Below are 22910 nucleotides of genomic sequence, written 5' to 3'. Positions count from 1 at the left end.
TATAATACCTTTTCAACAGGGACCTTGTGATTATTTTTCAATCATCTATCCAAAAGGAACAAAAAAAAGAACCCTAGTTTGAAGTGCACCCCAAATATTAGACACAGTCTAACATTTGGAGGTGCTTTTCTTTTGGCTAAATTTACAATTGAAGATAAAATCAAAGCGGTAAAACGATACCTCATTGACCGCGAACCCCTGCTTGGAATTGCAAAACAGATTGGCGTGCACAAAAGCATACTTCAATATTGGGTCAGAAAGTATCAATATCATGGCGAAAAAGCTTTTTCAAAGTCATATACAAATTATCCAGTCCAATATAAACTAGACGTACTTGATTATATGAATGAACATGGGACGTCTATCTTGGAAACAGCTGCACTCTTTAACCTGCCTTCTGATACAACGCTTTGGAACTGGAAGCGCATCTTGGAAACACAAGGAGTAGACGCCCTTCAATCTAAGAAAAAGGGGCGTCCGTCTATGAAAAAGAAAACTGGAAAACAAGAAATAACGAAAGGATCAATGGAAGCGTTACAGGCAGAAGTAGAACATTTGCGCATGGAAAATGAGTATTTAAAAAAGTTGAATGCCTTAGTTCAAAACAAGGAACAATCACCAAACAAGACAAAGCGCAAGTAGTCTATGATTTAAGGCATCAATATCCGGTGAAATCACTTCTTAAGCTCGCATGTATTCCACGCAGTACCTACTATTACTTGATCAAGCATTTAGATCGTCCTGATCAGGATGTCGAACTGAAAAAGATGATTCAAACCATTTATCAGGAACATCAAGGACGTTATGGATATCGCCGGATTCGTGATGAACTAATCAACCGAGGACAAAAGGTGAATCACAAAAAAGTCCAGCGCATCATGAAAGTTCTAGGGCTAAAATGCATGGTCCGAGTGAAGAAATATCGTTCATACAGAGGCACAGTGAACAAAATAGCGCCTAATATTTTGGCTCGTCATTTTCAAGCTGATAGACCAAATGAGAAATGGGTCACAGATATAACGGAGTTCAAGTTATTTGGTCAGAAGCTCTATCTTTCGCCCATATTAGATCTATTTAATGGTGAAATCATTACCTATACAGTCGGTTCAAGACCTGTTTACTCACTCGTCTCAACGATGCTTCATCAGGCGTTCAACCGTTTAGATGAAGAGGAGAAACCAATGATACATTCTGATCAAGGATGGCATTACCAAATGAAGCAATATAGACACGCCTTAAAAAAGCGTGGGATTACACAGAGTATGTCCCGAAAAGGTAACTGTTACGATAACGCAGTTATCGAGAACTTTTTTGGTATCTTAAAGTCTGAATTTCTATACCTAAAAAAATTTGAGAACATCGAACACTTCAAGCAAGAACTTGAACAATATATTGATTACTACAATCACACACGTATAAAGACAAAACTAAAAGGCATGAGTCCGATACAATATCGAACTCATGCCTCGAAAGCTGTCTCATAAAAAAACGCGTCTAAATTTAGGGGGTCACTTCAAGTTAGGGCTCTTTATCTAATCAGATTCAACCGTCGCCTTCCCCTTCCAAATAAGGGTTAAGCCCAATCCAAGAAATAAGACAACACCTGCAAACAGGAATGGGAAATGAATATTTTGATCGAATAAAATGCCGCCAAGTGCCGGGCCAAAGATCGTACCAAGACTTGTGTAGGTAGAGTTCATCCCTGCGACAAACCCTTGCTGATTGCCAGCGATTTTTGATAAGAAGGTCGTGAGTGCAGGGCGCAATAAATCGAACGCAAGGAAAATCACACACGTCACGATCAGCACAACCATAAAGCCTGACACGACTGTGGAAACAAAAGCGAGAACTGCTCCAACAATCAAGCATAGTTGAATAACTCGTTTCTCCCCAAGCGCATTCACCATTTTACCAAACACGAGGACTTGGATGATGACGGCTACAATTGAACTGACGGTAATGATAATCGCAATATCCTTCGGACCAAATCCAAACTTGTGATTTGTAAACAAGCTAAAGACCGTTTCATATGCAGATAGTCCAAACGCCAGCACAAAGACAATGATGAAGGCGATGAGATAACTTGGATGAATCGATTTTTTCAAGTCTTTAAAGAAGGTCGATTCTTTCACTTGATCCATTTGTTTCTCTCGCTCTTCTTTTGTTAATGGTTCCTTCAGCATAAACATAGACGAAATCACAGCAATAAATGCAATCCCTGCTGCAAAGAAAAACGGCAGGCGAACGCCATATTCTGCAATAAATCCGCCAATTCCCGGGCCAATGATAAATCCGGTACTAATAGCAGCGGATACATACCCCATTGCCTTTGATCTTTCTTGAACGGTTGTGATATCGGCGACATAAGCGGTGACAGCCGGCATGATAAATGCTGCACTAATGCCGCCAAGAACCCTTGCAAAATACAGAACATATACGTGTGTTCCTAAGCCAAAAACGAGTTCTGATAACGCGAATAGAAACAGACCAGACACAATCATGATCTTTCTTCCGTATCGGTCTACCCATCTTCCCGCAATAGGTGATGCGATAAGCTGTGCAACAGCAAACGCCGCCACAAGATATCCCATCGTACTGCCCGTTAAATGCATGACATTCATAAAGAGCGGCATGACAGGTATAATCAGACCGATGCCTAAAAACGCAATAAATATATTACTTAATAAAATAACAAGTACCGCTTTTTGCTCACGAATCGGTTTTTGCATGATGTTTGTTTCCCCTTTACTGACTCACTTGTTACTCATGATGGTTGATTCCGTGAATAAACAATGAGATCGCCTCTTTTTGTAATTCCTTTTTCTGCTGCATCGTTTCATTTCTATATAACACGTCTAATCCGTAGAATACGGAAAGTAATATTTTCACTTTTGATTCAACATGCTGAATCGACCAGCTGCCATCTTCGTTTCCTTCAAGCAGGATGTCTCGCATTACATCATCAAAGTCTACATCAATCTTGTTCAGCCGCTCCATGACTTCATCTGATGTAAATGCACTGGCGCAAAATTCTTCACTCGCTCTCATTAAAGGATAGTTAATCCCCATTTGACTAAGCAGCTCTGCAAACCCTGCAAGCTTATCAATGGCCAGAGGCAGTCTTTGCTTCTCTTTATGCCACGTCTCCATCATGAGTCGATGATCCTCTTCCATAATATGAAGGAACAAAAACTCTTTTCCTTTAAAATGATGATAAAGGTTGCCTTTACTTATCTCAGCAGCCTCTAGAATATCTCGCACGGATGTTTCGGAATATCCTTTTTTCGCAAATAAATCACGTGAAGCGGTGACAATTTTCTGCTTCGTCTTTTCACTTTTTCCAGCCCCGCTTTGTGTACTTGTCATCTATGAACAATCCCTTCTACCTTGCTTTTCTTCACACGGACAAATAAAACCGACCAGTTGGTTTATTTTTTATTATAAATGGAGATCGCCCATAATACAATGAAAAAGGCATCGACTTCCTAAGGAGTGAATCTAAGTGAAAACAAACAAAACGATCATTTATGCCATCACCAAAAAGGACGTATACTTGTTTTTCTTTTATGATCTATTCATTGCCACCTTAGCCTACTACATGTTCAAAATCAAACCAACTATGTTTTATGAATGCTTAGGGATAACAGGAAGTATTCTTTGTCCATTGTTGATGAGAAAGTGGAGGTAGAGGTCATTTTCTCATCACATCTATCCCTCTTTTATTTAATTTTTCTTAACATTTAACTTCACTTAAATATTAAGATCGCATATAATATAGGAGAAAAGAGGTGATGTCATTGGATGAGGATATCATTCATTACAGCAAAAAAATCATTGAGTACTCAAACGCACTAGGTTCTATCTATGTAGAAGAGTATCAACGATTCTTAAAAAATGAGTATGCAGATTTAACAAGCAAACAAGAACTGACACTTGAATTGCTGCGGTCGAAGACGAGAACAATCAATGAACTAGCTGATTATTTCTCCATTTCATCTAGTGCCGCTAGCCAGCTCATATCAAAGCTTGAACAGCTTGGATATGTGAAAAGAGAGATTAATCCACATAACCGTAGAGAAATCATTGTTGATTTTGCTCAAAAGGGCCATGACTATCATAAAGATATTGAAAAAATTCAGCTACATCTTATTCAAAAATACTATACCAAGCTTTCAAAAGAAGATCTAAAAACATTATTATCGCTTTACGAAAAAATCTATCAAATTGCGAAAGAAACGCCTTAACCCGGCCTTTCATGCATGAATATGTAAGCTAGATAAACGATGAAGGGGATGATCATATGGACAGGATTCATTTGCAAGATGGACGTCATATTGGTTTGTCTCAATACGGTGATCTTGAAGGATTCCCAGTATTCTTTTTTCATGGGACACCTGGATCGAGAGTGATGTTTTTAGATGATGATCCAATCTCAAAAGAGCTTGGCATTCGTCTCATTTCTTTAGACAGACCTGGTTTTGGTTTATCTGATCCGCAACCTGACCGCACCATTTTAGACTGGGCAAAAGACGTACAGGAAGTGGCCGATCATCTTGACATCTCCCATTTTTCAGTGATTGGTGTCTCTGGAGGTGGGGCATTCGCTGCTGGTTGTGCCTATCAATTGCCAGATCGCATTCTTTCGGTTGCTCTCGTCTCAAGTACCACCCCATTTCAGGATGGTAAACCGCCTAAAAGTATGCTAAAGGAGAACAAGATTGCCTTTTTCCTCAGTAAAAGAATGCCTTGGCTCTTAAAGGCAAGCTATCGCGCTCAGAAAAAACTAATTGAAAAGAAACCAGAGAAATTCAAGAAACTAACGAAAAAAGGGAACAAACATTTACATCCATCGGATCGGCAATTTCTTCAAACCGATGAGCAACTGGAGCTGATGATGATGCATTTATACGAAGCCACTCGTCAATCGGTTGATGAATGTATTTATGAGCCAGATTTACTGTCGCGGTCATGGGCATTCGATATGAAAGATATACAAATCCCTGTGGATGTCTGGCATGGAAAAGAGGATCAGATGGCCCCTTTTGAAGAGATAGAAAGCATTGCTCCGAACATTCCAAACGCCAAAACGCACTATATCGAGCAAGCAGGACATTTTCTTACTGATATAGATGATGTTTGGAGAGACATTTTACTCTCTTTAAAAAAACGGGCTGAACATCAGGTACACATATAAAAAAAGACCCAATGATACGTCGGGTCTTTTTCTTTTTAATACTGCTCGTAATAGGATTGAATTTTATCTGGATCTTTTGTTTTCGTCAGAGCCAGCATGAGTAGAATGCGGGCTTTTTGTGGATTTAATGAATCCGATGAGACAAAATGATGTTCATCATCCATTTTTTCATGTGTGACAATACCATTTCCTGCACGGCTTGACCTCACGATCACCACGTCTTTCTTCACTGCATCTGTTGCCCCATTGATCGCTTCTGTTGACATCGTTCCATTTCCTGCGGCGGCAACGACAATGCCTTTCGCTCCTGCTTTAACCGCAGCATCATACACATACTTTTGATCATTTTGATAGCCGTATAAGATATCCACTTGCGGCAGCTCTTTTAGCTTTGAAATATCGAATTCACTGTCAGCTGTATGTTTTCTTGTCGGTTCGTTATAAAAAGAGACAACTTCACCCGCCACTTCTCCAATGTACCCTTGCTCAAGAGACTTGAACGAATCGGTTGTGGTGGTATTTGTCTTCGTAATAAAACGAGCAGAGGCAATTCGGTCATTTAATGTCACCATTACACCTTTGCCTTTGGCTTCTTTTGTCGAAGCAATTTTCACTGCATGATACAGGTTAAGCGGGCCATCCGCACTAATGGCAGATGCTGGCCTCATGGAACCCACGACCACCACTGGCTTATCACTTTTTACAACCAAATGTAAAAAATAGGCCGTTTCTTCTAAAGTATCTGTACCATGTGTCACCACAATGCCATCCACTTGATCATCATTTAAAAGCTGATTGACTCGTTTCGCTAATTTTAAAAGAAGAGCGTTATCCACATTTTCACTGCCGACGTTCGCTACTTGCTCACCCGTGACATTTGCAATATCCTTCAGCTGTGGTACGGAAGCAATGACTTTATCGATTCCAAGTGCACCAGATTTATATCCAGTCGTATCTGTATTACTATCTGAACTACCGGCAATCGTTCCGCCTGTTGCCAGCACCTTAATATTGGATAAAGATTTGTTCCCTGTCTCAACAGCCGTGTTTTTTTCTTTTGTTTCACTGGTAGTGCTTTCTTGATTACTTTGATTATTCTCTTGAGTGCTATCGTTCGCACAAGCTGCGGTCACCAATAGTGAAACAGAAAGAAGGGCAGCACCAAACCATTTTGTTACGTTCATAAGATCATCTCTTTTCTTAAATGTGATGAATAATTATCTGTCTATAGGGTTTACTTTATACCATTCCTTCATTCATCAGCATGAGGTGAAAGTCACAGAACCAAATAAAGGAAAAAGGACACTATTATCAAAATTTATTTATACCATAATACCTAAATTGACTTCAGAAATTGTTCTCAACCCATTTATGATAAAATATAGGAAATCTTACAAAAAAGGAGTACATACAGTGCGTTCCGTTCAACCATTTTACAAAATCCTACTCACACTATTCTTCAGTTCCATTTTACTCAGCTTGTTCGTATGTTTATATCCACCGATTCAGGGCGAGCCTGCGTTTATGATGTTTTACACTCCCATCTTTTTTGTTTATTATTTCATCTTTGCGGTACCTTTACAGTTGTTGTTCTCTTTACAGCCCAAGGCTTTTCATCCTCTTTATTTAGCGGCTTACTTACTGATAGCAATGATTGTCATGCTTTTTGTTATGGATGGAATTGAGAGCTCCACATCCCTTCCGATCATGATTGTCAGCAGTCTCATTTACTGGACCTGCGATTCTTTCATTCATCAAAGAAGCATAAAAAAAACACCTAATGTGTAGGTGTTTTTATCTATTCTAGTATGTGTTGACAGTGCTCCACATTATCCAAGACATCTTTCGGCTAGATGACCTGCTGATCACTAAGAGAATCTATCCTCAGTGATTGGAACTTTTTATTTCATGCTTGTGCCAGCGTGTGAAAAAATGGGGTCCTTCAATTCAAAATCAAATGTCTTCCCATCAACGATACCAACTGTTTGTGAACTGTCGTAAAGCTCAAGCAAGCACGCTGCCATTTCTTTTGATGTGTGATATTTCTTGATAGTGCCTTCATATTCGAATTGATCGACATCTAATGAACGCTTTGCAAATTCCGATTCTGTCGCAGCAGGCGCTAATACTTTTGCCTGTAATTTGGCTCCTTTTTCTTTCAATTCTAGGGCCAGCCCTTCTGTAAAGGCGCTCACATAAAATTTCGTTGCTGAATAAGTGACAGCATTGGCGACGACGGTATAACCCGCTCTTGAAGAGATATTGATTAGCTGCGTCCCCTCTTTTTGCTCATAATCATGGACATACAGAGTGGATAAAATTGTTAACGCTTCAATATTGAGATGAAGCATGTCCCCAATTTTTTTCAAATCCTGCTCTCCTATTGAACCAAAATGGCCAAACCCAGCATTATTAATGAACGTATCCAGCTCATCACCAGCTAATGACTCATAGAAAGAATACACTTGCTCTCTGTCTGTTAAATCAACAGACTGGATTTTCACTTGAATATCGGGATATGTTTCTAGAATCTTTTCTTTCAGTTCTTGGAGTTTATCAAGCCGGCGTGCAGCTAAGATCAGATTTTTTCCTCTTGCTGCAAAGGCCAAAGCCGTTTCATATCCAATACCTGAACTTGCCCCTGTAATGACTGTATAGCCCATTGTATATCCCCCTATTCGTATCTTCTAGCTGTTTAAAGTATAGCGAGAGCATGTGACTCTAGTCAATTTTGAAGAGATTCAAAGAGACATGAACAACTGAACGTTTAGCATTTAATCGGTTTCTTTTGAATTATGTTGGAGGATAGCCTGCTGAGCTTTTTTTGTTAATTTGTGAAAAACCAGTTGATAGGAATGTTCAATTAGCTCTTCGACAAATGAAGATGGAATATCTGCATCAAGATAAATAGAATTCCAATGCGTCTTATTCATGTAATATCCGGGAATAATTCCTTCATGCATTTCTCTTAATTCTTCAGCGCGTTGCGGATCACATTTTAAAGTGATGACTGGCTTGCGATCGACGTCTCCCCCCATCATGGCGAACATCTTTCCACCTATATGATAACGATCTGCCTGCCACTCAGGTTGATAGTCGTGGGTTGCTCCTTGTAAAGAAAGACAAAATGCCTGTAGTGTCTCTTTTTTCATTCTATTAGCTCCTTTTTTAGTTGTCTTCTATCTTTCTATTATATCGACAGTTGTGATTGTTGTATCTACACTTCTTTTCAGGACGTCAGCAAGAACACAAAAAAAGCACAGAAAAAAAGGTCTGTGCTTTTTACTTATATCCGAATATTTCTTATTCAAACGCCTTCTTAAGCTGATCGCTCGTCAGATGCCAAGCCTCTTCAGCTATCTCTAAATCTCCGGCATGAGTGAACGCATGAGGGACTCCTTTAAATTGTTTGTATGTGACATCTACCCCTGCTTCTTTTAACTTGTCCGCATAATGCTCAGCTTCTTCAGCTAGTGAATCCTTCTCAGCTGTGATAACAAGAGCTGGGGGCATTTGTGCTAAGACTTCTCTCTCTGCAAAGACTGGAGAAACGAGCGGATTGTGCGGATCTTGACCTTGCAGGTAGAAGGAATTAAACAGTCTCGCCATTTCAACTGGAATTGCTTCTTCAAACGCTGGCTTTTGTGCTGGATCAGTAGCCAAATCAAGCGGTGGATAGTCAAGCACTTGATAGACAATCGGAAGTTTGTTCCCTTTTTGGATATCAAGCAAACAAACCGCTGTTGCCAAGTTCCCACCTGCACTATGACCGCCAATGGCTAATCGATTTGGGTCTATTTGTAGTTCATCAGGATGTTCATATAACCATTTCATCACATCGTAGCATTCATGAAGAGCAGCCGGAAAAGGGTGTTCCGGTGCCAGCTGATATTCCACATTGACAACGATACACTCCGCACGATCTGCTATGACCGGACACCAATGATTATCCATTTCAGCACTTCCAAGTATAAAACCGCCCCCATGCAAATTCACGAAAACAGGAAGGGGTTGTTTCAATGTTTTCACAGGTTTAAATACCCACACCTTTGTTTCACCAGCACCCGTTGGGATATCATATTCCATTTTGTTCACTTCAGGAGGGTGGACTGGCTTTAGTTCTGATTGACCAGCTAATGAATCTTCAGCTGGTTGACGCAATGACTCAGCCATTTTAATTTGTTCGTCTAAGTTCATGATCTCAGCTCCTATCTTATTCTTTTATCTCTATCCATTCGTTACGAATTTCGCCTTTTCCTTCAATGTCGTCAGAGAGTCGTTGCTTTTTATCTATCTCCCCATTTTCAGCTTCTTTGAAACAAACATTCACCCCTATGAGTAAATAAAAAAAGCACTGCGGCGCTAAGTCCTCAGTGCTTTTCATATATTATGATACTTGTTGTTCTACTTTCACTCGTTTAATAAAGAAAGCAATCACCAAACCAATCACTGTCATAATGACAGCAAAGATAAAGGCATGCTGGACGCCATTTGTAAAGGCGAGCAGCTTATTGACTGGATTTGCGGGATCAGCCACATTTTCCATAAAACTGCGCGCTCCTGATGAAAGGATCGAGATACCAACCGCAGTCCCAATCGCTCCTGATACTTGCTGCAATGTATTCATAATCGCTGTACCGTGCGGATATAGCTCTGGCGGCAGCTGATTTAATCCATTTGTTTGGGCAGGCATCATGATCATCGCAATTCCTATCATTAACGTAATATGAAGCGTCACGATATAACCGATGGACGTATTCACACTTAAGTTCGTGAAGCCAAACATGGTCGCTGCAACGATGACAAGGCCTGGGATGACAAGCCACTTCGGCCCAAATTTATCAAAAAGCCCACCCATGATTGGCGATAGCAGTCCATTGATAATTCCACCTGGTAATAGCATTAAACCTGCTGTAAATGTAGAAAGTGCCAAGGACGTTTGCAGATATAATGGCAAAATCATCATAGCAGACAGCATCACCATCATACACACTAAAATCAGAAGTAACCCGATCACAAACATTGGATATTTAAATGGGCTTAAATTCAACATCGGTTCTTTCATGTTTAACTGTCTTAGAGAGAACACAAGAATGCCAATGACACCTACAACAATCGCCACAATCACATGCATACTGCTCCAGCCGCCGCCTTCACCGGCACTGCTAAAACCATACACAATTCCACCGAAACCGATGGTTGATAGCACAATCGATAAAATGTCGATTTTCGGTCTTGTGGGTTCCGTAATATTTTGCATAAAAATATACCCAAATACGAGTGCAGCAACTAATAACGGAAGCGAAATCCAAAAAATCCAATGCCATGTTAACGATTTAAGAATAAGGCCAGAGACCGTTGGACCAACTGCTGGGGCAAACATAATGACAAGACCGATAATCCCCATTGATCTACCTCTTTTATGAGGCGGAATGATAACCAAGATCGTATTAAACATCAATGGAAGGAGCAAGGCTGTTCCTACTGCCTGCACCACACGTGCCACCATTAAAATACTGAAGACTGGTGCAACGGCCGCAATAAATGTACCGATGATCGAAAAGACCAGTGAAGTTATGAAAAGCTGTCTTGTTGTAAACCATTGAAGAATGAGGCCAGAAATTGGAACAAGAATCCCTAGTGTTAATAAATAGCCGGTTGTAAGCCACTGAGCAGTCGTTGCTTCAATACCAAAGTCTAATGTTAAACTTCTCAGCGCCATGTTGAGTGCCGTTTCACTGAACAGTCCAATAAATCCAGCTGTGATAAATGAAATAATAATGGGCAGCGTTCGAATGTCGGAAGCTGCTGTTTGCTGTTTGTTCATATTAAGTTGGCTCCTTTTCTTTTTCAATATTGAGCAATCTTAGGAAGTCAGGCTAGTCAGAAATGAGCCACTTCATTGTCGTTGAAAAACAGATAAAATTTGTTTTTCCGCAGCGAATTGTGCAATTTTTTCGATTGAGTAGCCGGATTCATGAATATAAAACATGAGTTCAGGCGTCATTGGAGAGGACATACATAATGTCGTCAACTCAATGTCTTGTATGTTCGCTTCTCCCTTTACTTTCGCTTCCTCGAGCAAATCACGAATGATTTGTTTGAGTGATTGACTGTAATGACAATCATATACTTTACTTGTCTGCTCTAAGTTCCCAGAGATTGTGAGCATGCGAATCCAATCTAAATGATGACCGACGATGAGATGAATTTCTTCAAGAACATATCGTAAACGCTCACGAACCGGCTGATCACTGATTTTACTTAAGTAAAGATGCAACGCAGGGATCAGTTGTTCAAATTTTTCTCCAAGGATCGAAAGGCATAAATCACTTTTATTGGCATATCGGCGGTAAAGAGTACCCTGTCCAACACCAGCTGTTTTAGCAATTTTATGCATACTGACATTCTCTACACCAAACTCTTGAAACAAAGAAAAAGCGACCTCTTCAATTTCCTTTCCAATATCCTTTTCCATGATGCTTCACCTTCTTTACCTTCATCCACCTTGCATATATCTCTATGTGTAAATCAAATTTCTTTCATTTTCATTAGGACAATTGTACCGGTATTATCTTACGGACAACTGTCCGCTTTGTCAATCATTATTTTTTACCTATCAATTTTCTTTTCATTCTATTAAAAAAACACACTGTTTATCATTATTTAGACCGATTTTCCATTTTGAGAGAATCATGTATGATCAAAAAGAAAACGCTTTCAAAAAGAGAGGGGAATGCCTACATGTCTTACCGTGTAAAACGAATGTTGATGCTGCTTGTCACTGGATTATTTATGAGTTTGTCCACATTTGCTGCAAGTGCCTCGGCACAAACGGGCGGGTCGTTTTATGAACCGTTCAACAACTATAATACCGGGTTATGGCAAAAAGCCGATGGGTACTCGAACGGAAATATGTTTAACTGTACGTGGCGCGCAAACAATGTCTCCATGACGTCGTTAGGGGAAATGCGATTATCGCTCACAAGTCCTTCCTATAATAAGTTTGACTGCGGAGAAAACCGTTCTACTCAAACATATGGCTATGGGCTATATGAAGTAAACATGAAACCAGCCAAAAATGTTGGGATCGTGTCTTCGTTCTTTACTTATACGGGACCGACTGATGGTACGCCTTGGGATGAAATCGACATCGAATTTCTAGGAAAAGATACGACAAAAGTTCAGTTTAACTATTATACCAATGGTGTCGGAAATCATGAAAAAATCGTCAACCTTGGTTTTGATGCAGCAAACTCTTATCACACATATGCGTTCGACTGGCAGCCTAACTCGATTAAATGGTATGTGGACGGTCAATTAAAACATACGGCTACTACTCAAATCCCTCAAACACCGGGAAAGATTATGATGAACTTATGGAATGGTGCAGGTGTCGATGAATGGCTCGGCTCCTACAACGGTGTTACTCCACTTTATGCTCATTACAATTGGGTGCGTTACACAAAAAGATAACCACATCACAAAACCTGTGACAAGTCACAGGTTTTTCTTCATTTAAATAGAGCTCGTTTTTAATTGATGAACTAGTTTTTGTTCATAACTGTGGATAATATCTTCATAACTTTCGATCTTGTAATCTAACCGTTTAATCGTTTCTTCGATTTCCTTTTGTTTGTCTACAAGTCTTTCTCTCTCATTGACCAAAATCCTCTTCCTTGAGGACAATGTACGATCCTCTCCCTCGATAAATAAAGCCGTATATTCTCTAAGAGCATCAATTGACAGACCCGCATTTCTCATACATTTAATAAATTCTATCCACTGAATATCTTCTTCTGTATAATCACGAACACCATTTTCATCACGCCTGATCGGTCTAATTAAACCTATATTCTCATAATACCTGAGCGTAGCAGTAGATAAATCGAGCTGCTTGGCGGCTTGTGCTATTTTCATTGTTTTCACCCTTCTCTTCTTTCTCTTACTTGACGATCTCCCTTTTCCCATCATCTCCATTTTTATCGAGAAGACAAGATACTTTTGGCTCAAATCTTGATTCAAGGCTGATGCTAAAGCCTGAATTGAGGCGATCAGAGGGTTCTATGTTGACTTAAAGTTCACTTTAAGACGTACAGTATAGAGGAAGGACCGAATCTTACTTTTGAAAGGATGATCAAGAATGTGTCAGACGCACCAATCAAACGTTTTAAGTGTTTCCCATGCAAAAGCAAACTTTGAACGGACAACCATTGAACGAAGAGCACTTCGTCCACATGATATTTTAATTGATATTCAGTTTAGCGGGATCTGTCATTCAGATATCCACAGTGCCTTTGATGAATGGGGCGGCGGTATTTTCCCAATGGTTCCGGGTCATGAGATTACTGGAGTTGTTTCAGCTGTTGGGGATGCTGTCACGAAATTCAACATTGGTGATCGTGTAGGCGTCGGTTGTTTTGTCGATTCTTGCGGTACATGTGAATATTGCCAAAATGGAGATGAACAATATTGCAAGAAAGGAGTCGTTCAAACTTATAATAACCTGGATTATGATGGAGAACCAACTTACGGCGGCTACAGTCAGAAAATTGTTGTGACAGAACGATTTGTTGTCAATATTCCTGACCAGCTCTCCCTCGATGTCGCCAGCCCTCTTCTCTGTGCCGGCATCACAACGTATTCTCCGTTAAAACACTGGAAGGCTGGACCTGGCAAAAAAGTGGCGATTGTCGGAATGGGCGGTCTAGGTCATGTCGCCATTCAATTTGCACGCGCACTTGGCGCTGAAGTGACTGTATTAAGTCGTTCTTTGAATAAAAAAGAAGAGGCGCTGTCATTTGGTGCAAAAGACTATTTTGCTACAAGTGACCCTGATACGTTTAAGACACTAGCCGGTCAATATGACCTCATTCTCAATACCGTCTCTGCCAATATCAACGTGGATGCCTATTTGTCCTTACTTCGTGTTGACGGAACATTAGTGAATGTCGGTGCACCACCAAAGCCAGACAACTTCCATGTGTTTTCATTAATTACGGGACGTCGCAGCATCGCCGGCTCACTCGTTGGCGGCATCCAAGAAACACAAGAAATGCTCGATTTCGCAGCTGCTCATAATATCGCACCACAAATTGAAATGATCAACGCAAGTCAAGTTGATGAAGCATATGAACGCGTGCTCAATAGTGATGTACGTTATCGGTTTGTGATTGATATTTCGACATTATGATCGAATTCTATTTGGAAAGACCAGCTCAATGGCTGGTCTTTTTTTAATGGTGGATATTCTGTTTTTCTTGTAGCGAGGATTCTTGAGGATATACTCAAAAATCATCCGAAATCCCCAAAAAAATCTCTCTTTTTTAGAACAAAATTTATTGACAAAAAATAAATAAACATGTTATTATTAAAAATTTGATTATTTTACCTCTAAGTGTGGTACCCTTAAAGTAGATACATGATATGGAGGCGGATGATATGTTTCAAATTGGTGATAACATTGTTTATCCAATGCACGGAGCAGGTATAATTGAAGCCATAGAAGAAAAAGAATTCTCTGATGAAAAACAATCGTATTATGTCATTAAGATGGCCGTTAGCCATATGAAAGTGATGATTCCTACAAGGAAGATGTCAAGGTCAAGAATAAGACCTGTTACAGATATACTTGCCTTAAAGAACATTATGCACACTTTTCAAAATGGAACATCAGATAAGTTACTACCATGGAAAGAGAGATATAAAATCAACACCGACAAAATCAAAACGGGCGACATACTAGAAGGCGCTGAAGTGGTACGTGATCTCATGCGAATGAAGAAAGAAAAAAAACTGAATGCAAGCGAAAAGAAAATGCTTGACGATGCTCATGGTTATTTGATTAGTGAGCTAGAAGTCATCAAAGGAATCACTGAAAAACAAATCAAGAGTTTCTGCTAATATTGTCTACCTGCTTCCCCATTTTTTGAATACATTTTCTCTACGAACAAATCCCTCTATCTTCGACCAGTAAAGAAAAAAGAATTTATTTAAGCAAATTCCGCATATTGTAAATCCAATATGCTATACTGTTGATAAACCTTTGAAGCATGAATTTTTTTACGATTACCTTGTAACATCTCCCTACTTGTACGCTGAGTAGGGTTTTTTATTGCAGAAATAAATGAAAACACAAAAAAACAGGCTCTCTACAGAGAACCTGTTTTAAAAAATGAAGATTAAGCAGTTTTTTGAACGTTAGCAGCTTGAGCTCCACGAGAACCTTGCTCTACGTCAAAAGTTACTTTTTGACCTTCGTCTAAAGATTTGAATCCGTCACCTTGGATAGCTGAGAAATGTACGAATACATCGTCTCCTTCTTCACGTTCGATAAATCCAAAACCTTTTTCTGCGTTAAACCATTTTACTGTACCTTGTTCCATGTTTGTTGCCTCCTAGTGCGTTACCACACAATGTATTATACTATCCTTGCCCAAAGTATCCTCAAGACGAAAAGTCTTTCTTCATGCTATCCTTTACGCCGAACAAAAATAATTATTCTTATTGTAACATGAATCGGAAATTATTGCAATTTAGGATTTAAAAGAGTAAAATCAACGATCATATTCAATTTTGTTCTTCTCTGACTTTAAGATATTTTTTCTACAAAATGGGCGTTCAATGATGAAAGGAATAAATAAGTTCATAACGCAAACCTTTTTTCAGACATCTGTCAGTTTTATTTAAAAGTAAAGAATAAGAAACATTACTTTACTCTTAGAAAATTGATGTCATTTTTATTTTAGTTAAGGTTAGCATCTCTATTCCTATCAATTCTTAAAGTAACTATAAGACTAGCTACGCTGGCTAAAGTTCCTGCAACAGAAACAACAATTGTTAAAAAATCTGGAATAAGAAATCCTATTGGAATGAGCCCCAGAAAAGATAGAACAATAAAACATTGATATACACTAGATATAGTTCTCACAATCAAATGACTGAAAAAGGACATCACTAATGGAGGAATGAATAAACATACCATTATTCCAATTGATATTATTAAGATGTGAGGCTGATCAAATGAAATGACATGATCCCCAGGGGAATTTTTGGCAGCCACTAGCAAAACAACTATAGACATCATGAGAGTAAGTAAAACTAGAGAAAACCTTTTTATCATGTTATAACTCCTTTGGTTGATCTTATGCGACTTAATTTATTTTTATCAAATTATCTCATTATCACCTTTATTTAACAATATAAAAGGTGATTAGAAAACCACCCCATCATGACTAACAACTATTCTCTAGAGGATAGTCATTAAGATTTCACAGCTAAGTTAATTTGAAGTGGAGTCGTTTGTTCAAAGAGAAACTGATATTAAAATCGACTGGGCACGTTTCCACCCTGCATACAATCGATGTATCTTGTGATCTCTTTCTAATAAAAGAGCACATAAAAAAATACCAAAGGTACACTACCCTCGGTATTTTTCAGAGGTGATCGAGAGGAATTAAACCTCCATGGGTTATTCACCCCTGACTCCGATTTGCACAAATTTTGCACAAGATCTAATCTATTTCTTCACATTTTCCGACTCAAGTCTGTTTAACCAGTTATGGACTAATGAATGAAACACATCGGGTTGTTCAATCTGCAGGTTGTGACCAGCCATATCAAGCACTGCAAAAGTGGCCCTTGGATAGTCTTCGATCAGCCGCCACGCATCTTGATATCCGACTACATCGTCCTGACGCCCTGTGATCATGAGCGTGGGATATTGAAATTCAGCTGAAATGTCGAAGGTATAGCCATACCCATTTTGAAGAATGTTATTGATGAATTCATGATTTGTTTGTTTAGAAGGAAGGTAAATTTCATCGCGAAACCTCTCCCATTCCGTTTTTCCTTGCACAACCGCCATGGAGCAAAATGCATCCGCCTCCTCTGAAGACAAATGCGATATCAAGTGGCTGTCACTTTTTAGAACTGTCTTCTCTGGTACGACTCTTTCATCGAATGTAGGTATCGTCATTGGTGCCACAAGTAGTAATCCACGAACGGTTTCCCTGCGTGAATGAACAATCCCTCTAGCTATGTACCCTCCATACGAATAACCACAAACAATAAACTGTTCATCAGGAATAATCTCGTCCAAAAGACGCAATACCGCTTCTAACATATCGTCAGAGTTCTGAATAGATGAGTGAGGCTGGGAACGTCCCATACCCGGTAAGTCTATGTATATTCTTTTCCAACCGCTTTGTTTTTCAAATACCGGTTCCAATGCATGTAACATCACTTGATGGTCAAGTGTCCAACCATGCAATATCACGATCGGAAATCCTTCTCCAATGACTTTATGGTAAATTGACATGTATTTGCATCCCCTTTTCTAGCGCTTCCCTAGTAATCTCAAGGTTTTTTGTTGTTTTGCTTGTTAGGAAACTATGTTGCGATAACCCCAAAAAAACTTCTAACAAAAAATATTGTGCAGCCTGTTTATATTCTTTCACTTCACCATAACAAATCCCCATATTCATGTGTGACATTGAAATGCTTTATGTTACTTCAAATTTTAAAGAATTGAAAATTGTTCCAAAGCTCTTCTAATGAATTGATCAGTTTCTTGCTACAATAAATTGACAACGAACAGTTTGAACCACATACTCTCCATACACGCTAAAATATAAAATTGAGAGGAGAAATGAAATGAACCCTTTATTGTTAGATATTCCTTTACAGTTAGAAACAGGAAGACTCATTCTTCGAGCACCACACCAAACAGGAGACGGGAAAATTGTAAACCAAGCAATAAAGGATTCCTTTTCTGAATTAAAAGCGTGGCTGCCATTTGCTCAAGAACTTCCTACTGCTGAAGAAACAGAGATCAATTTAAGAAATGCTCATATCAATTTTTTAAAAAGGGAAAGTTTCCGTTTTCTTATTTTTGATAAAAACAGCAATCACTTCATTGGGATAACTAGCCTTCAGGGGATTGACTGGACCATTCCTAAATGTGAGATTGGGTACTGGATAAATACAAAGTTTAGTGGGAATGGATATATGACAGAAGCAGTGGAGAAATTAGCTGACTTCGGATTAAACAATGTCAAATTTAGAAGAATTGAAATAAGGTGTGAATCAACCAACCTCAAAAGTCGGGCTCTCCCAGAAAAACTTGGCTTTGCATTTGAAGGCACCTTAAGAAATGATGATTTATCCGCAGATGGCAGCAAGCTGACTGACACTTGTTTTTATTCCATAATAAAGTAACCTAATGAACATCAGCAATTAAAGTAATGGGTGCATTAGTGGAACAAGAAAAAACATAGCATATTATATAATATGCTATGTTTTTTAATTTTGGCCTTGATAAGTGGGTCTACTCCTCTAACATTGTCCTTATTGCCTTTACTTCTTCATAATCTGATGTTTTCTTTGATAAACCCTGACAGAAAGTTTTCAGCAGCAGGCTCTCAACACAAGACCACAATGTAACTGCAATCAGCTTCGACCTGTCACGAGGTACTTTTTTATCCCAGTCAATTTCTTTTATAGAGCAATTGGATTCACTCTCCATTCACAGATTTCTAAAGACTTTCCTCCTGATTAGCTTTCATGTTTCTTGCCATTTTTTCATAGTTCGGTCTGTTTTAACTCCGTCACCATCATTTCCACTGGTTTAACTTAATTTCAACGACCTCAACACTCTGTTCATGAAAGGACTCGTAACCTGTTTTAAAAAAACAAAAAAGATGCTACATGTTGAAACACCTTTTTTTGTATTGACAGCTCTCATTAGCAGGGTAATATTACACTTGATTATTTATACAAGAATTTTTATACAACCAGTTTATAGCATCATTAAGGTCATTGGCTATATAGTCTATTTTAATCCCACTTAATTTATCAAAGTGTTCACTAAGCGAATATTCACCAGCCCCAGTTCTAACCAAAATTTTAATACTTCCTACTTTATCAGCTGCAACAATATCACTCCAACGGTCCCCGATTACGACACAATTTTCGAGAGTTAAATCGTGTTTTTGTTGAGCTTCCATTAACATTCCTATGCCGGGCTTCCTACAAGAGCATCCGTCATTATGACCGTGTGGACATATATATACTTCATCAAAACCAAAACCTTGCAATTCCTCTTTAAAATCTTCTACCTTAGCTAGTCCACTTGATATACCAGGTTGATTTGTAAAAGAGAATATTTTCACATTATCTTTTTTTAGTTTATTAATTTGAATTGCTGTATAAGGAAAGAGTTCGAATTTTCCGGGATAATGAATAGTGTCATCACCACCAATTGTTCCATCTCTATCTAAAAAAATTGCTTCTATCTGTTTCATGTTATCCCCCCATTAGCTAGCAACTGATCCTGCGTTAAGATTTATTATTCCATTAGAAAATTTTGATGACATCAGTTTATCATAAATATTTATTATCAATATCCCCTAATAAAAATTAAAATCTTTTCAACTGTCTTTCTTTTCAATTTGTTTCATTCTTTCCAAGAAAGAGAAAAAGGATGTTCATGTTACAGACTTGCCAAATGAATTTACATAATAAGTTTCTACGTGGTGTCTTTGTAAATTACATTTGTTTCATACTCACCAACCATTCAACTTAATTATTAAGGAAGGCTCTGTTAACCTCTCATTAATTGAAAGAAGCTAAAAACATATCTTTAATATTGTGTTGTGTACTTCCGTGTACTGCGACTATCTACAAACAAAAACTTCAAAAATCTTCACTATCTTAAACACTCTCATATCGCTCTATTAATTGAACAAGGAGAAGAATGTATAAGGTCATTTATTTTCTAAAAAAGGCTACGGCTGAGAATTAGACGACAATATATAAAAATATCAAACTCAAACAAAAAAATCCATTTACTTAAGATAAGTGGACAAATTCATTTAAAAGTTATAAAAAACAAAAAAACCAAAGATCTATAACCTTTGGTTTCTTAGATGCGGCCGAGAGGACTTGAACCTCCACGGGTTATTCACCCACTAGGCCCTCAACCTAGCGCGTCTGCCATTCCGCCACGACCGCGTGTATGATGTGCTCATATATTCATAAGTGCACTGTTTGAAAAAACAATGCGGGTGAAGGGACTTGAACCCCCACGTCATAAAGACACTAGATCCTAAGTCTAGCGCGTCTGCCAATTCCGCCACACCCGCGTGACAATGGTGAGCCATGAAGGACTCGAACCTTCGACCCTCTGATTAAAAGTCAGATGCTCTACCAACTGAGCTAATGGCTCATCTGCTATGCAGAAAAACATATATATAAAAATGGCTGGGCTAGCTGGATTCGAACCAACGCATGACGGAGTCAAAGTCCGTTGCCTTACCGCTTGGCTATAGCCCAACGAATCAACATAAAAAGAAAACATGACCCGTACGGGATTCGAACCCGTGTTACCGCCGTGAAAGGGCGGTGTCTTAACCGCTTGACCAACGGGCCATATGATAATGGCGGAGAAGGAGGGATTTGAACCCTCGCGCCGCTTGCGCGACCTACACCCTTAGCAGGGGCGCCTCTTCAGCCACTTGAGTACTTCTCCATTATGGCTCCGCAGGTAGGACTCGAACCTACGACCGATCGGTTAACAGCCGATAGCTCTACCACTGAGCTACTGCGGAATAATGAGACATGTTTCATTATATCTATGCCAGAAAAATGTGTCAAGAATTTTCAAACGTTTCATTCCTGCTTCATTTGCGACGGCTTTTATAATTTAACATATACTAATATAACAGTCAAGCCTTTTTCCATGCCATTTGTTTAACTTGGCAGAAAGCCCCCGACCTCCACGTAGACCAAGGGCCTTGATGCAGCCTTCCTCATAAGATTAAGACAGATGAAACTTTCGCATCCACTTATAAAAAGTACTTCTTGGCACTCCTGCTAACCTCGCTGCTTCTGACACATGACCTTTTGTTTTATGCAGTGCGTCTATCACTGTTTGCTTTTGAATGCGTTCCCTGAATGTGAGTTCTTTTGACGTCTCGGGTGGCTCTGCTGGATGCAGCTTCTGTTTTTTCTGATCAATCGTCTCTAATACTGAAGCATATTGCGATTCACCAATCCATCCGCCTTTCGGAAAGAGGACCCTTAGATGTTCAAACAGGTTAAAAAGCTCTCTTATGTTTCCTGGCCAATGATACGCCTGTAATTTCTGAAAAAATGATTCAGGAAACGCTGCATTCCAGTGATGCTTCTTTTGGTAATAACGATACAAATCATGAATGTCTTCTTTTCTTTCTCTAAGCGGCGGGATATTGATCGGATAGACATGAAGACGGTAATACAAGTCTTCTCGTATTTTTCCTTCCTTCAGCAGTTCGTTCATATTACGGTGAGTCGCTGTAATGATTCGAATATCCAAAGGGATTTCGTGTGTCCCGCCGAGCGGTACGACTGTCCTTTCTTCTATCACCCTAAGAAGCGCTACTTGCATCGCATATGGGATTTCGCCTATTTCATCTAGAAAGAGTGTTCCTTTATGGGCTTGTTCAAATTTCCCTTTAGCTCCGTGACGTTTTGCTCCTGTAAAAGCACCTTCAGCATAGCCAAACAGCTCACTTTCTAACAGGCTTTCAGGAATGGCTCCGCAATTAACAGCAATGAACGGCCCTTTATGCCTTTCACTGGCGGAGTGAATGGCTCTAGCGGCGAGTTCCTTCCCTGTCCCTGTTTCTCCCCAAATATACACATGTGCATCTGTTTGTGCCGCTCTTTTCATCTCACTAAGCGTCTGTTGAAATACCTTACTTGTTCCTGATTCCCCGGGAAATTGAGCAAAAGAAACGGTCATGCTGCTTTTCGCTACTTCTTCAAGAGAAAGGGATATGCCTAGCACCTTCCCGTCTTGCTCTGATTGAATGATCTGCTTTCCCCGGATAACAAATGGATGATCCTTAAGCCGCTCAACATCCATTCCATACCAGTCTGAAAATCGATCTCTAATCGACCTGCTGGCAGACACAATTTGCTTTTTTTCATTACAGACCACATACGGTTCATCTGCTTCCACCTGCTGGAGACAATGAGTGATCAGCTCCAGCTCTCTCCTTTTTTGCTCGACTTGAATTTCTCTCTCTATGGCATAAGCAACCGTTGAAGCCATTCCAAGCATAAAAGGGTGCTTGTTATCCGTCATACAGGAAATATCAATCACCCCTATGATCGTACCGTCCGCATCGCGAATTGGAGCAGCTGAACAACTCCAATGATGAGAGGCGATAGAAAAATGCTCCGTTCCGTTGATCGTCACCGCTTCTCCGATGACGAGTGCCGTTCCGATCGCATTTGTCCCTACATCTGTTTCAGTCCAGCGTGAACCCTCCATAAAATTAATTCTTCTGGCTTCCACCATCGTTCTTTCGCTTCCTGTCAGACTTAGCACATAACCATCTGCATCAATGAGTAAGGCCAGCATATCAGAATCTTTTAATTGCTGATTGATTTTATTTAAGTAAGGAAGAGCCGCATTTAGGAATAATGAATATTTCTTTTTTTGAGCACTGAATCGTTCCTTTTCTAACAACGACTGTCCTTTATCTAAATACGGATTCACATTTGCCTGTTTACACCTGTGCCATGATTCTGCCACTCTCTTATTCAGACGAGACTGATCAAGCAAACCTTCACGAACAAAACGTTTCCACGTATTTAAATAACAAGGCGTCGGATTCATTCCATCCTCTCCTCTGGGGGCTTTTTATTCATTATAGATAAACATAAAAGC

22 protein-coding genes, 7 tRNA genes and 1 pseudogene are annotated in these 22910 nt (G+C 39.4%); 8 read left to right on the top strand and 22 right to left on the bottom strand.

Features of this window, described 5'->3' with window-relative positions; translation table 11 throughout:
• The first annotated feature begins 132 nt into the window (after positions 1–132).
• Positions 133–1484 (top strand): IS3 family transposase gene (locus tag NSQ64_RS03430; protein WP_268356789.1). Its coding sequence is split into 2 segments (ribosomal slippage): positions 133–577 and positions 577–1484, totalling 1353 coding nucleotides; the frame shifts between segments, so codons are not numbered across the junction.
• A 48-nt stretch (positions 1485–1532) separates the two neighbouring features.
• On the opposite strand, the gene NSQ64_RS03425 is transcribed toward NSQ64_RS03430, so the two are convergent.
• Together NSQ64_RS03425 and NSQ64_RS03420 are read right to left on the bottom strand one after the other, a co-directional pair.
• Positions 1533–2729, bottom strand: a complete 1197-nt coding sequence (locus NSQ64_RS03425) for an MFS transporter (protein ID WP_017358445.1) — start codon at positions 2727–2729, stop codon at positions 1533–1535.
• Positions 2730–2760: 31 nt separating this feature from the next.
• Positions 2761–3366 (bottom strand): TetR/AcrR family transcriptional regulator, encoded by a 606-nt coding sequence (locus tag NSQ64_RS03420; protein ID WP_268383361.1) that lies wholly within the window; start codon positions 3364–3366, stop codon positions 2761–2763.
• A 136-nt stretch (positions 3367–3502) separates the two neighbouring features.
• Here NSQ64_RS03420 and NSQ64_RS03415 point away from each other — a divergent pair, with 136 nt between their 5' ends.
• The 3 genes from NSQ64_RS03415 to NSQ64_RS03405 all read left to right on the top strand — a co-directional run bounded on the left by NSQ64_RS03415 (position 3503) and on the right by NSQ64_RS03405 (position 5194).
• Positions 3503–3688 carry a hypothetical protein gene (locus NSQ64_RS03415; RefSeq protein ID WP_024719177.1) on the top strand — a complete coding sequence of 62 codons (186 nt, stop codon included), beginning with the start codon at positions 3503–3505 and terminating at the stop codon, positions 3686–3688.
• 103 nt (positions 3689–3791) lie between these two features.
• Positions 3792–4244, top strand: a complete 453-nt coding sequence (locus NSQ64_RS03410; RefSeq protein ID WP_341015065.1) for a MarR family winged helix-turn-helix transcriptional regulator — start codon at positions 3792–3794, stop codon at positions 4242–4244.
• Positions 4245–4300: 56 nt separating this feature from the next.
• Positions 4301–5194: an alpha/beta fold hydrolase gene (locus tag NSQ64_RS03405; protein ID WP_268383364.1), complete on the top strand. Its 894-nt coding sequence runs from the start codon at positions 4301–4303 to the stop codon at positions 5192–5194.
• Positions 5195–5229: 35 nt separating this feature from the next.
• Here NSQ64_RS03405 and NSQ64_RS03400 read toward each other — a convergent pair whose 3' ends face one another.
• From NSQ64_RS03400 to NSQ64_RS03370, 6 genes are all read right to left on the bottom strand, one after another.
• Complete coding sequence (locus NSQ64_RS03400) at positions 5230–6378, bottom strand: type II asparaginase (protein WP_007496435.1); 1149 nt, start codon at positions 6376–6378, stop codon at positions 5230–5232.
• Positions 6379–7095: 717 nt separating this feature from the next.
• Positions 7096–7857 (bottom strand): SDR family NAD(P)-dependent oxidoreductase, encoded by a 762-nt coding sequence (locus NSQ64_RS03390; protein WP_268383367.1) that lies wholly within the window; start codon positions 7855–7857, stop codon positions 7096–7098.
• 111 nt (positions 7858–7968) lie between these two features.
• Entirely contained in the window at positions 7969–8346 is a 378-nt protein-coding gene (locus NSQ64_RS03385) for an MmcQ/YjbR family DNA-binding protein (RefSeq protein WP_048001239.1), read from the bottom strand.
• 151 nt (positions 8347–8497) lie between these two features.
• Positions 8498–9391: an alpha/beta hydrolase gene (locus tag NSQ64_RS03380; protein WP_341015060.1), complete on the bottom strand. Its 894-nt coding sequence runs from the start codon at positions 9389–9391 to the stop codon at positions 8498–8500.
• Between the two features lie 190 nt (positions 9392–9581).
• On the bottom strand, positions 9582–11021 hold the full coding sequence (locus tag NSQ64_RS03375; RefSeq protein ID WP_045035253.1) for a DHA2 family efflux MFS transporter permease subunit: 1440 nt from the start codon (positions 11019–11021) through the stop codon (positions 9582–9584).
• A 72-nt stretch (positions 11022–11093) separates the two neighbouring features.
• Positions 11094–11672, bottom strand: coding sequence for a TetR/AcrR family transcriptional regulator (locus NSQ64_RS03370; protein ID WP_039169846.1), 579 nt, complete (start codon positions 11670–11672; stop codon positions 11094–11096).
• Positions 11673–11938: 266 nt separating this feature from the next.
• On the opposite strand from NSQ64_RS03370, the gene bglS reads away from it, so the two are divergent.
• Positions 11939–12670 carry a beta-glucanase gene (gene bglS / locus NSQ64_RS03365; protein ID WP_341015057.1) on the top strand — a complete coding sequence of 244 codons (732 nt, stop codon included), beginning with the start codon at positions 11939–11941 and terminating at the stop codon, positions 12668–12670.
• 42 nt (positions 12671–12712) lie between these two features.
• Here bglS and NSQ64_RS03360 read toward each other — a convergent pair whose 3' ends face one another.
• Positions 12713–13114: a MerR family transcriptional regulator gene (locus NSQ64_RS03360; protein ID WP_017366673.1), complete on the bottom strand. Its 402-nt coding sequence runs from the start codon at positions 13112–13114 to the stop codon at positions 12713–12715.
• Positions 13115–13337: 223 nt separating this feature from the next.
• Between NSQ64_RS03360 and NSQ64_RS03355 the strand changes: the two genes are divergently transcribed.
• Together NSQ64_RS03355 and NSQ64_RS03350 are read left to right on the top strand one after the other, a co-directional pair.
• Positions 13338–14387, top strand: coding sequence for an NAD(P)-dependent alcohol dehydrogenase (locus NSQ64_RS03355; RefSeq protein WP_024719191.1), 1050 nt, complete (start codon positions 13338–13340; stop codon positions 14385–14387).
• A gap of 248 nt (positions 14388–14635) precedes the next feature.
• On the top strand, positions 14636–15097 hold the full coding sequence (locus NSQ64_RS03350) for a CarD family transcriptional regulator (RefSeq protein ID WP_100325800.1): 462 nt from the start codon (positions 14636–14638) through the stop codon (positions 15095–15097).
• Between the two features lie 278 nt (positions 15098–15375).
• On the opposite strand, the gene NSQ64_RS03345 is transcribed toward NSQ64_RS03350, so the two are convergent.
• The 3 genes from NSQ64_RS03345 to NSQ64_RS03335 form a co-directional block, all read right to left on the bottom strand.
• Positions 15376–15579, bottom strand: a complete 204-nt coding sequence (locus NSQ64_RS03345) for a cold-shock protein (RefSeq protein ID WP_003214229.1) — start codon at positions 15577–15579, stop codon at positions 15376–15378.
• Positions 15580–15938: 359 nt separating this feature from the next.
• On the bottom strand, positions 15939–16316 hold the full coding sequence (locus tag NSQ64_RS03340; protein WP_268383406.1) for a hypothetical protein: 378 nt from the start codon (positions 16314–16316) through the stop codon (positions 15939–15941).
• Between the two features lie 396 nt (positions 16317–16712).
• Positions 16713–17513: an alpha/beta fold hydrolase gene (locus tag NSQ64_RS03335; RefSeq protein ID WP_341015051.1), complete on the bottom strand. Its 801-nt coding sequence runs from the start codon at positions 17511–17513 to the stop codon at positions 16713–16715.
• 335 nt (positions 17514–17848) lie between these two features.
• Here NSQ64_RS03335 and NSQ64_RS03330 point away from each other — a divergent pair, with 335 nt between their 5' ends.
• Entirely contained in the window at positions 17849–18412 is a 564-nt protein-coding gene (locus tag NSQ64_RS03330) for a GNAT family N-acetyltransferase (RefSeq protein WP_341015049.1), read from the top strand.
• Between the two features lie 193 nt (positions 18413–18605).
• On the opposite strand, the pseudogene NSQ64_RS20945 reads toward NSQ64_RS03330, so the two are convergent.
• The 10 genes and pseudogenes from NSQ64_RS20945 to NSQ64_RS03285 all read right to left on the bottom strand — a co-directional run.
• Positions 18606–18674: pseudogene (locus NSQ64_RS20945) on the bottom strand (hypothetical protein); the annotation flags it as partial.
• A gap of 277 nt (positions 18675–18951) precedes the next feature.
• Positions 18952–19497: an HAD-IIIA family hydrolase gene (locus tag NSQ64_RS03325; RefSeq protein WP_341015047.1), complete on the bottom strand. Its 546-nt coding sequence runs from the start codon at positions 19495–19497 to the stop codon at positions 18952–18954.
• A gap of 625 nt (positions 19498–20122) precedes the next feature.
• A tRNA-Leu gene (locus NSQ64_RS03320) sits at positions 20123–20206 on the bottom strand.
• A gap of 48 nt (positions 20207–20254) precedes the next feature.
• Positions 20255–20337 (bottom strand) — tRNA-Leu (locus NSQ64_RS03315).
• 7 nt (positions 20338–20344) lie between these two features.
• A tRNA-Lys gene (locus NSQ64_RS03310) sits at positions 20345–20420 on the bottom strand.
• A gap of 32 nt (positions 20421–20452) precedes the next feature.
• Positions 20453–20527 (bottom strand) — tRNA-Gln (locus tag NSQ64_RS03305).
• 24 nt (positions 20528–20551) lie between these two features.
• Positions 20552–20623 (bottom strand) — tRNA-Glu (locus NSQ64_RS03300).
• Between the two features lie 9 nt (positions 20624–20632).
• Positions 20633–20723, bottom strand: a tRNA-Ser gene (locus tag NSQ64_RS03295).
• Positions 20724–20727: 4 nt separating this feature from the next.
• Positions 20728–20802, bottom strand: a tRNA-Asn gene (locus NSQ64_RS03290).
• Between the two features lie 209 nt (positions 20803–21011).
• On the bottom strand, positions 21012–22859 hold the full coding sequence (locus NSQ64_RS03285; protein WP_341015045.1) for a sigma-54-dependent Fis family transcriptional regulator: 1848 nt from the start codon (positions 22857–22859) through the stop codon (positions 21012–21014).
• Positions 22860–22910: the final 51 nt, after the last annotated feature.

The sequence above is a fragment of the Bacillus sp. FSL W8-0183 genome, assembly GCF_038006825.1.
Taxonomy (GTDB): domain Bacteria; phylum Bacillota; class Bacilli; order Bacillales; family Bacillaceae; genus Bacillus; species Bacillus altitudinis.
Note: the sequence above shows the minus strand (reverse complement) of the source record. Positions and strands in the feature narration are given on the sequence as shown.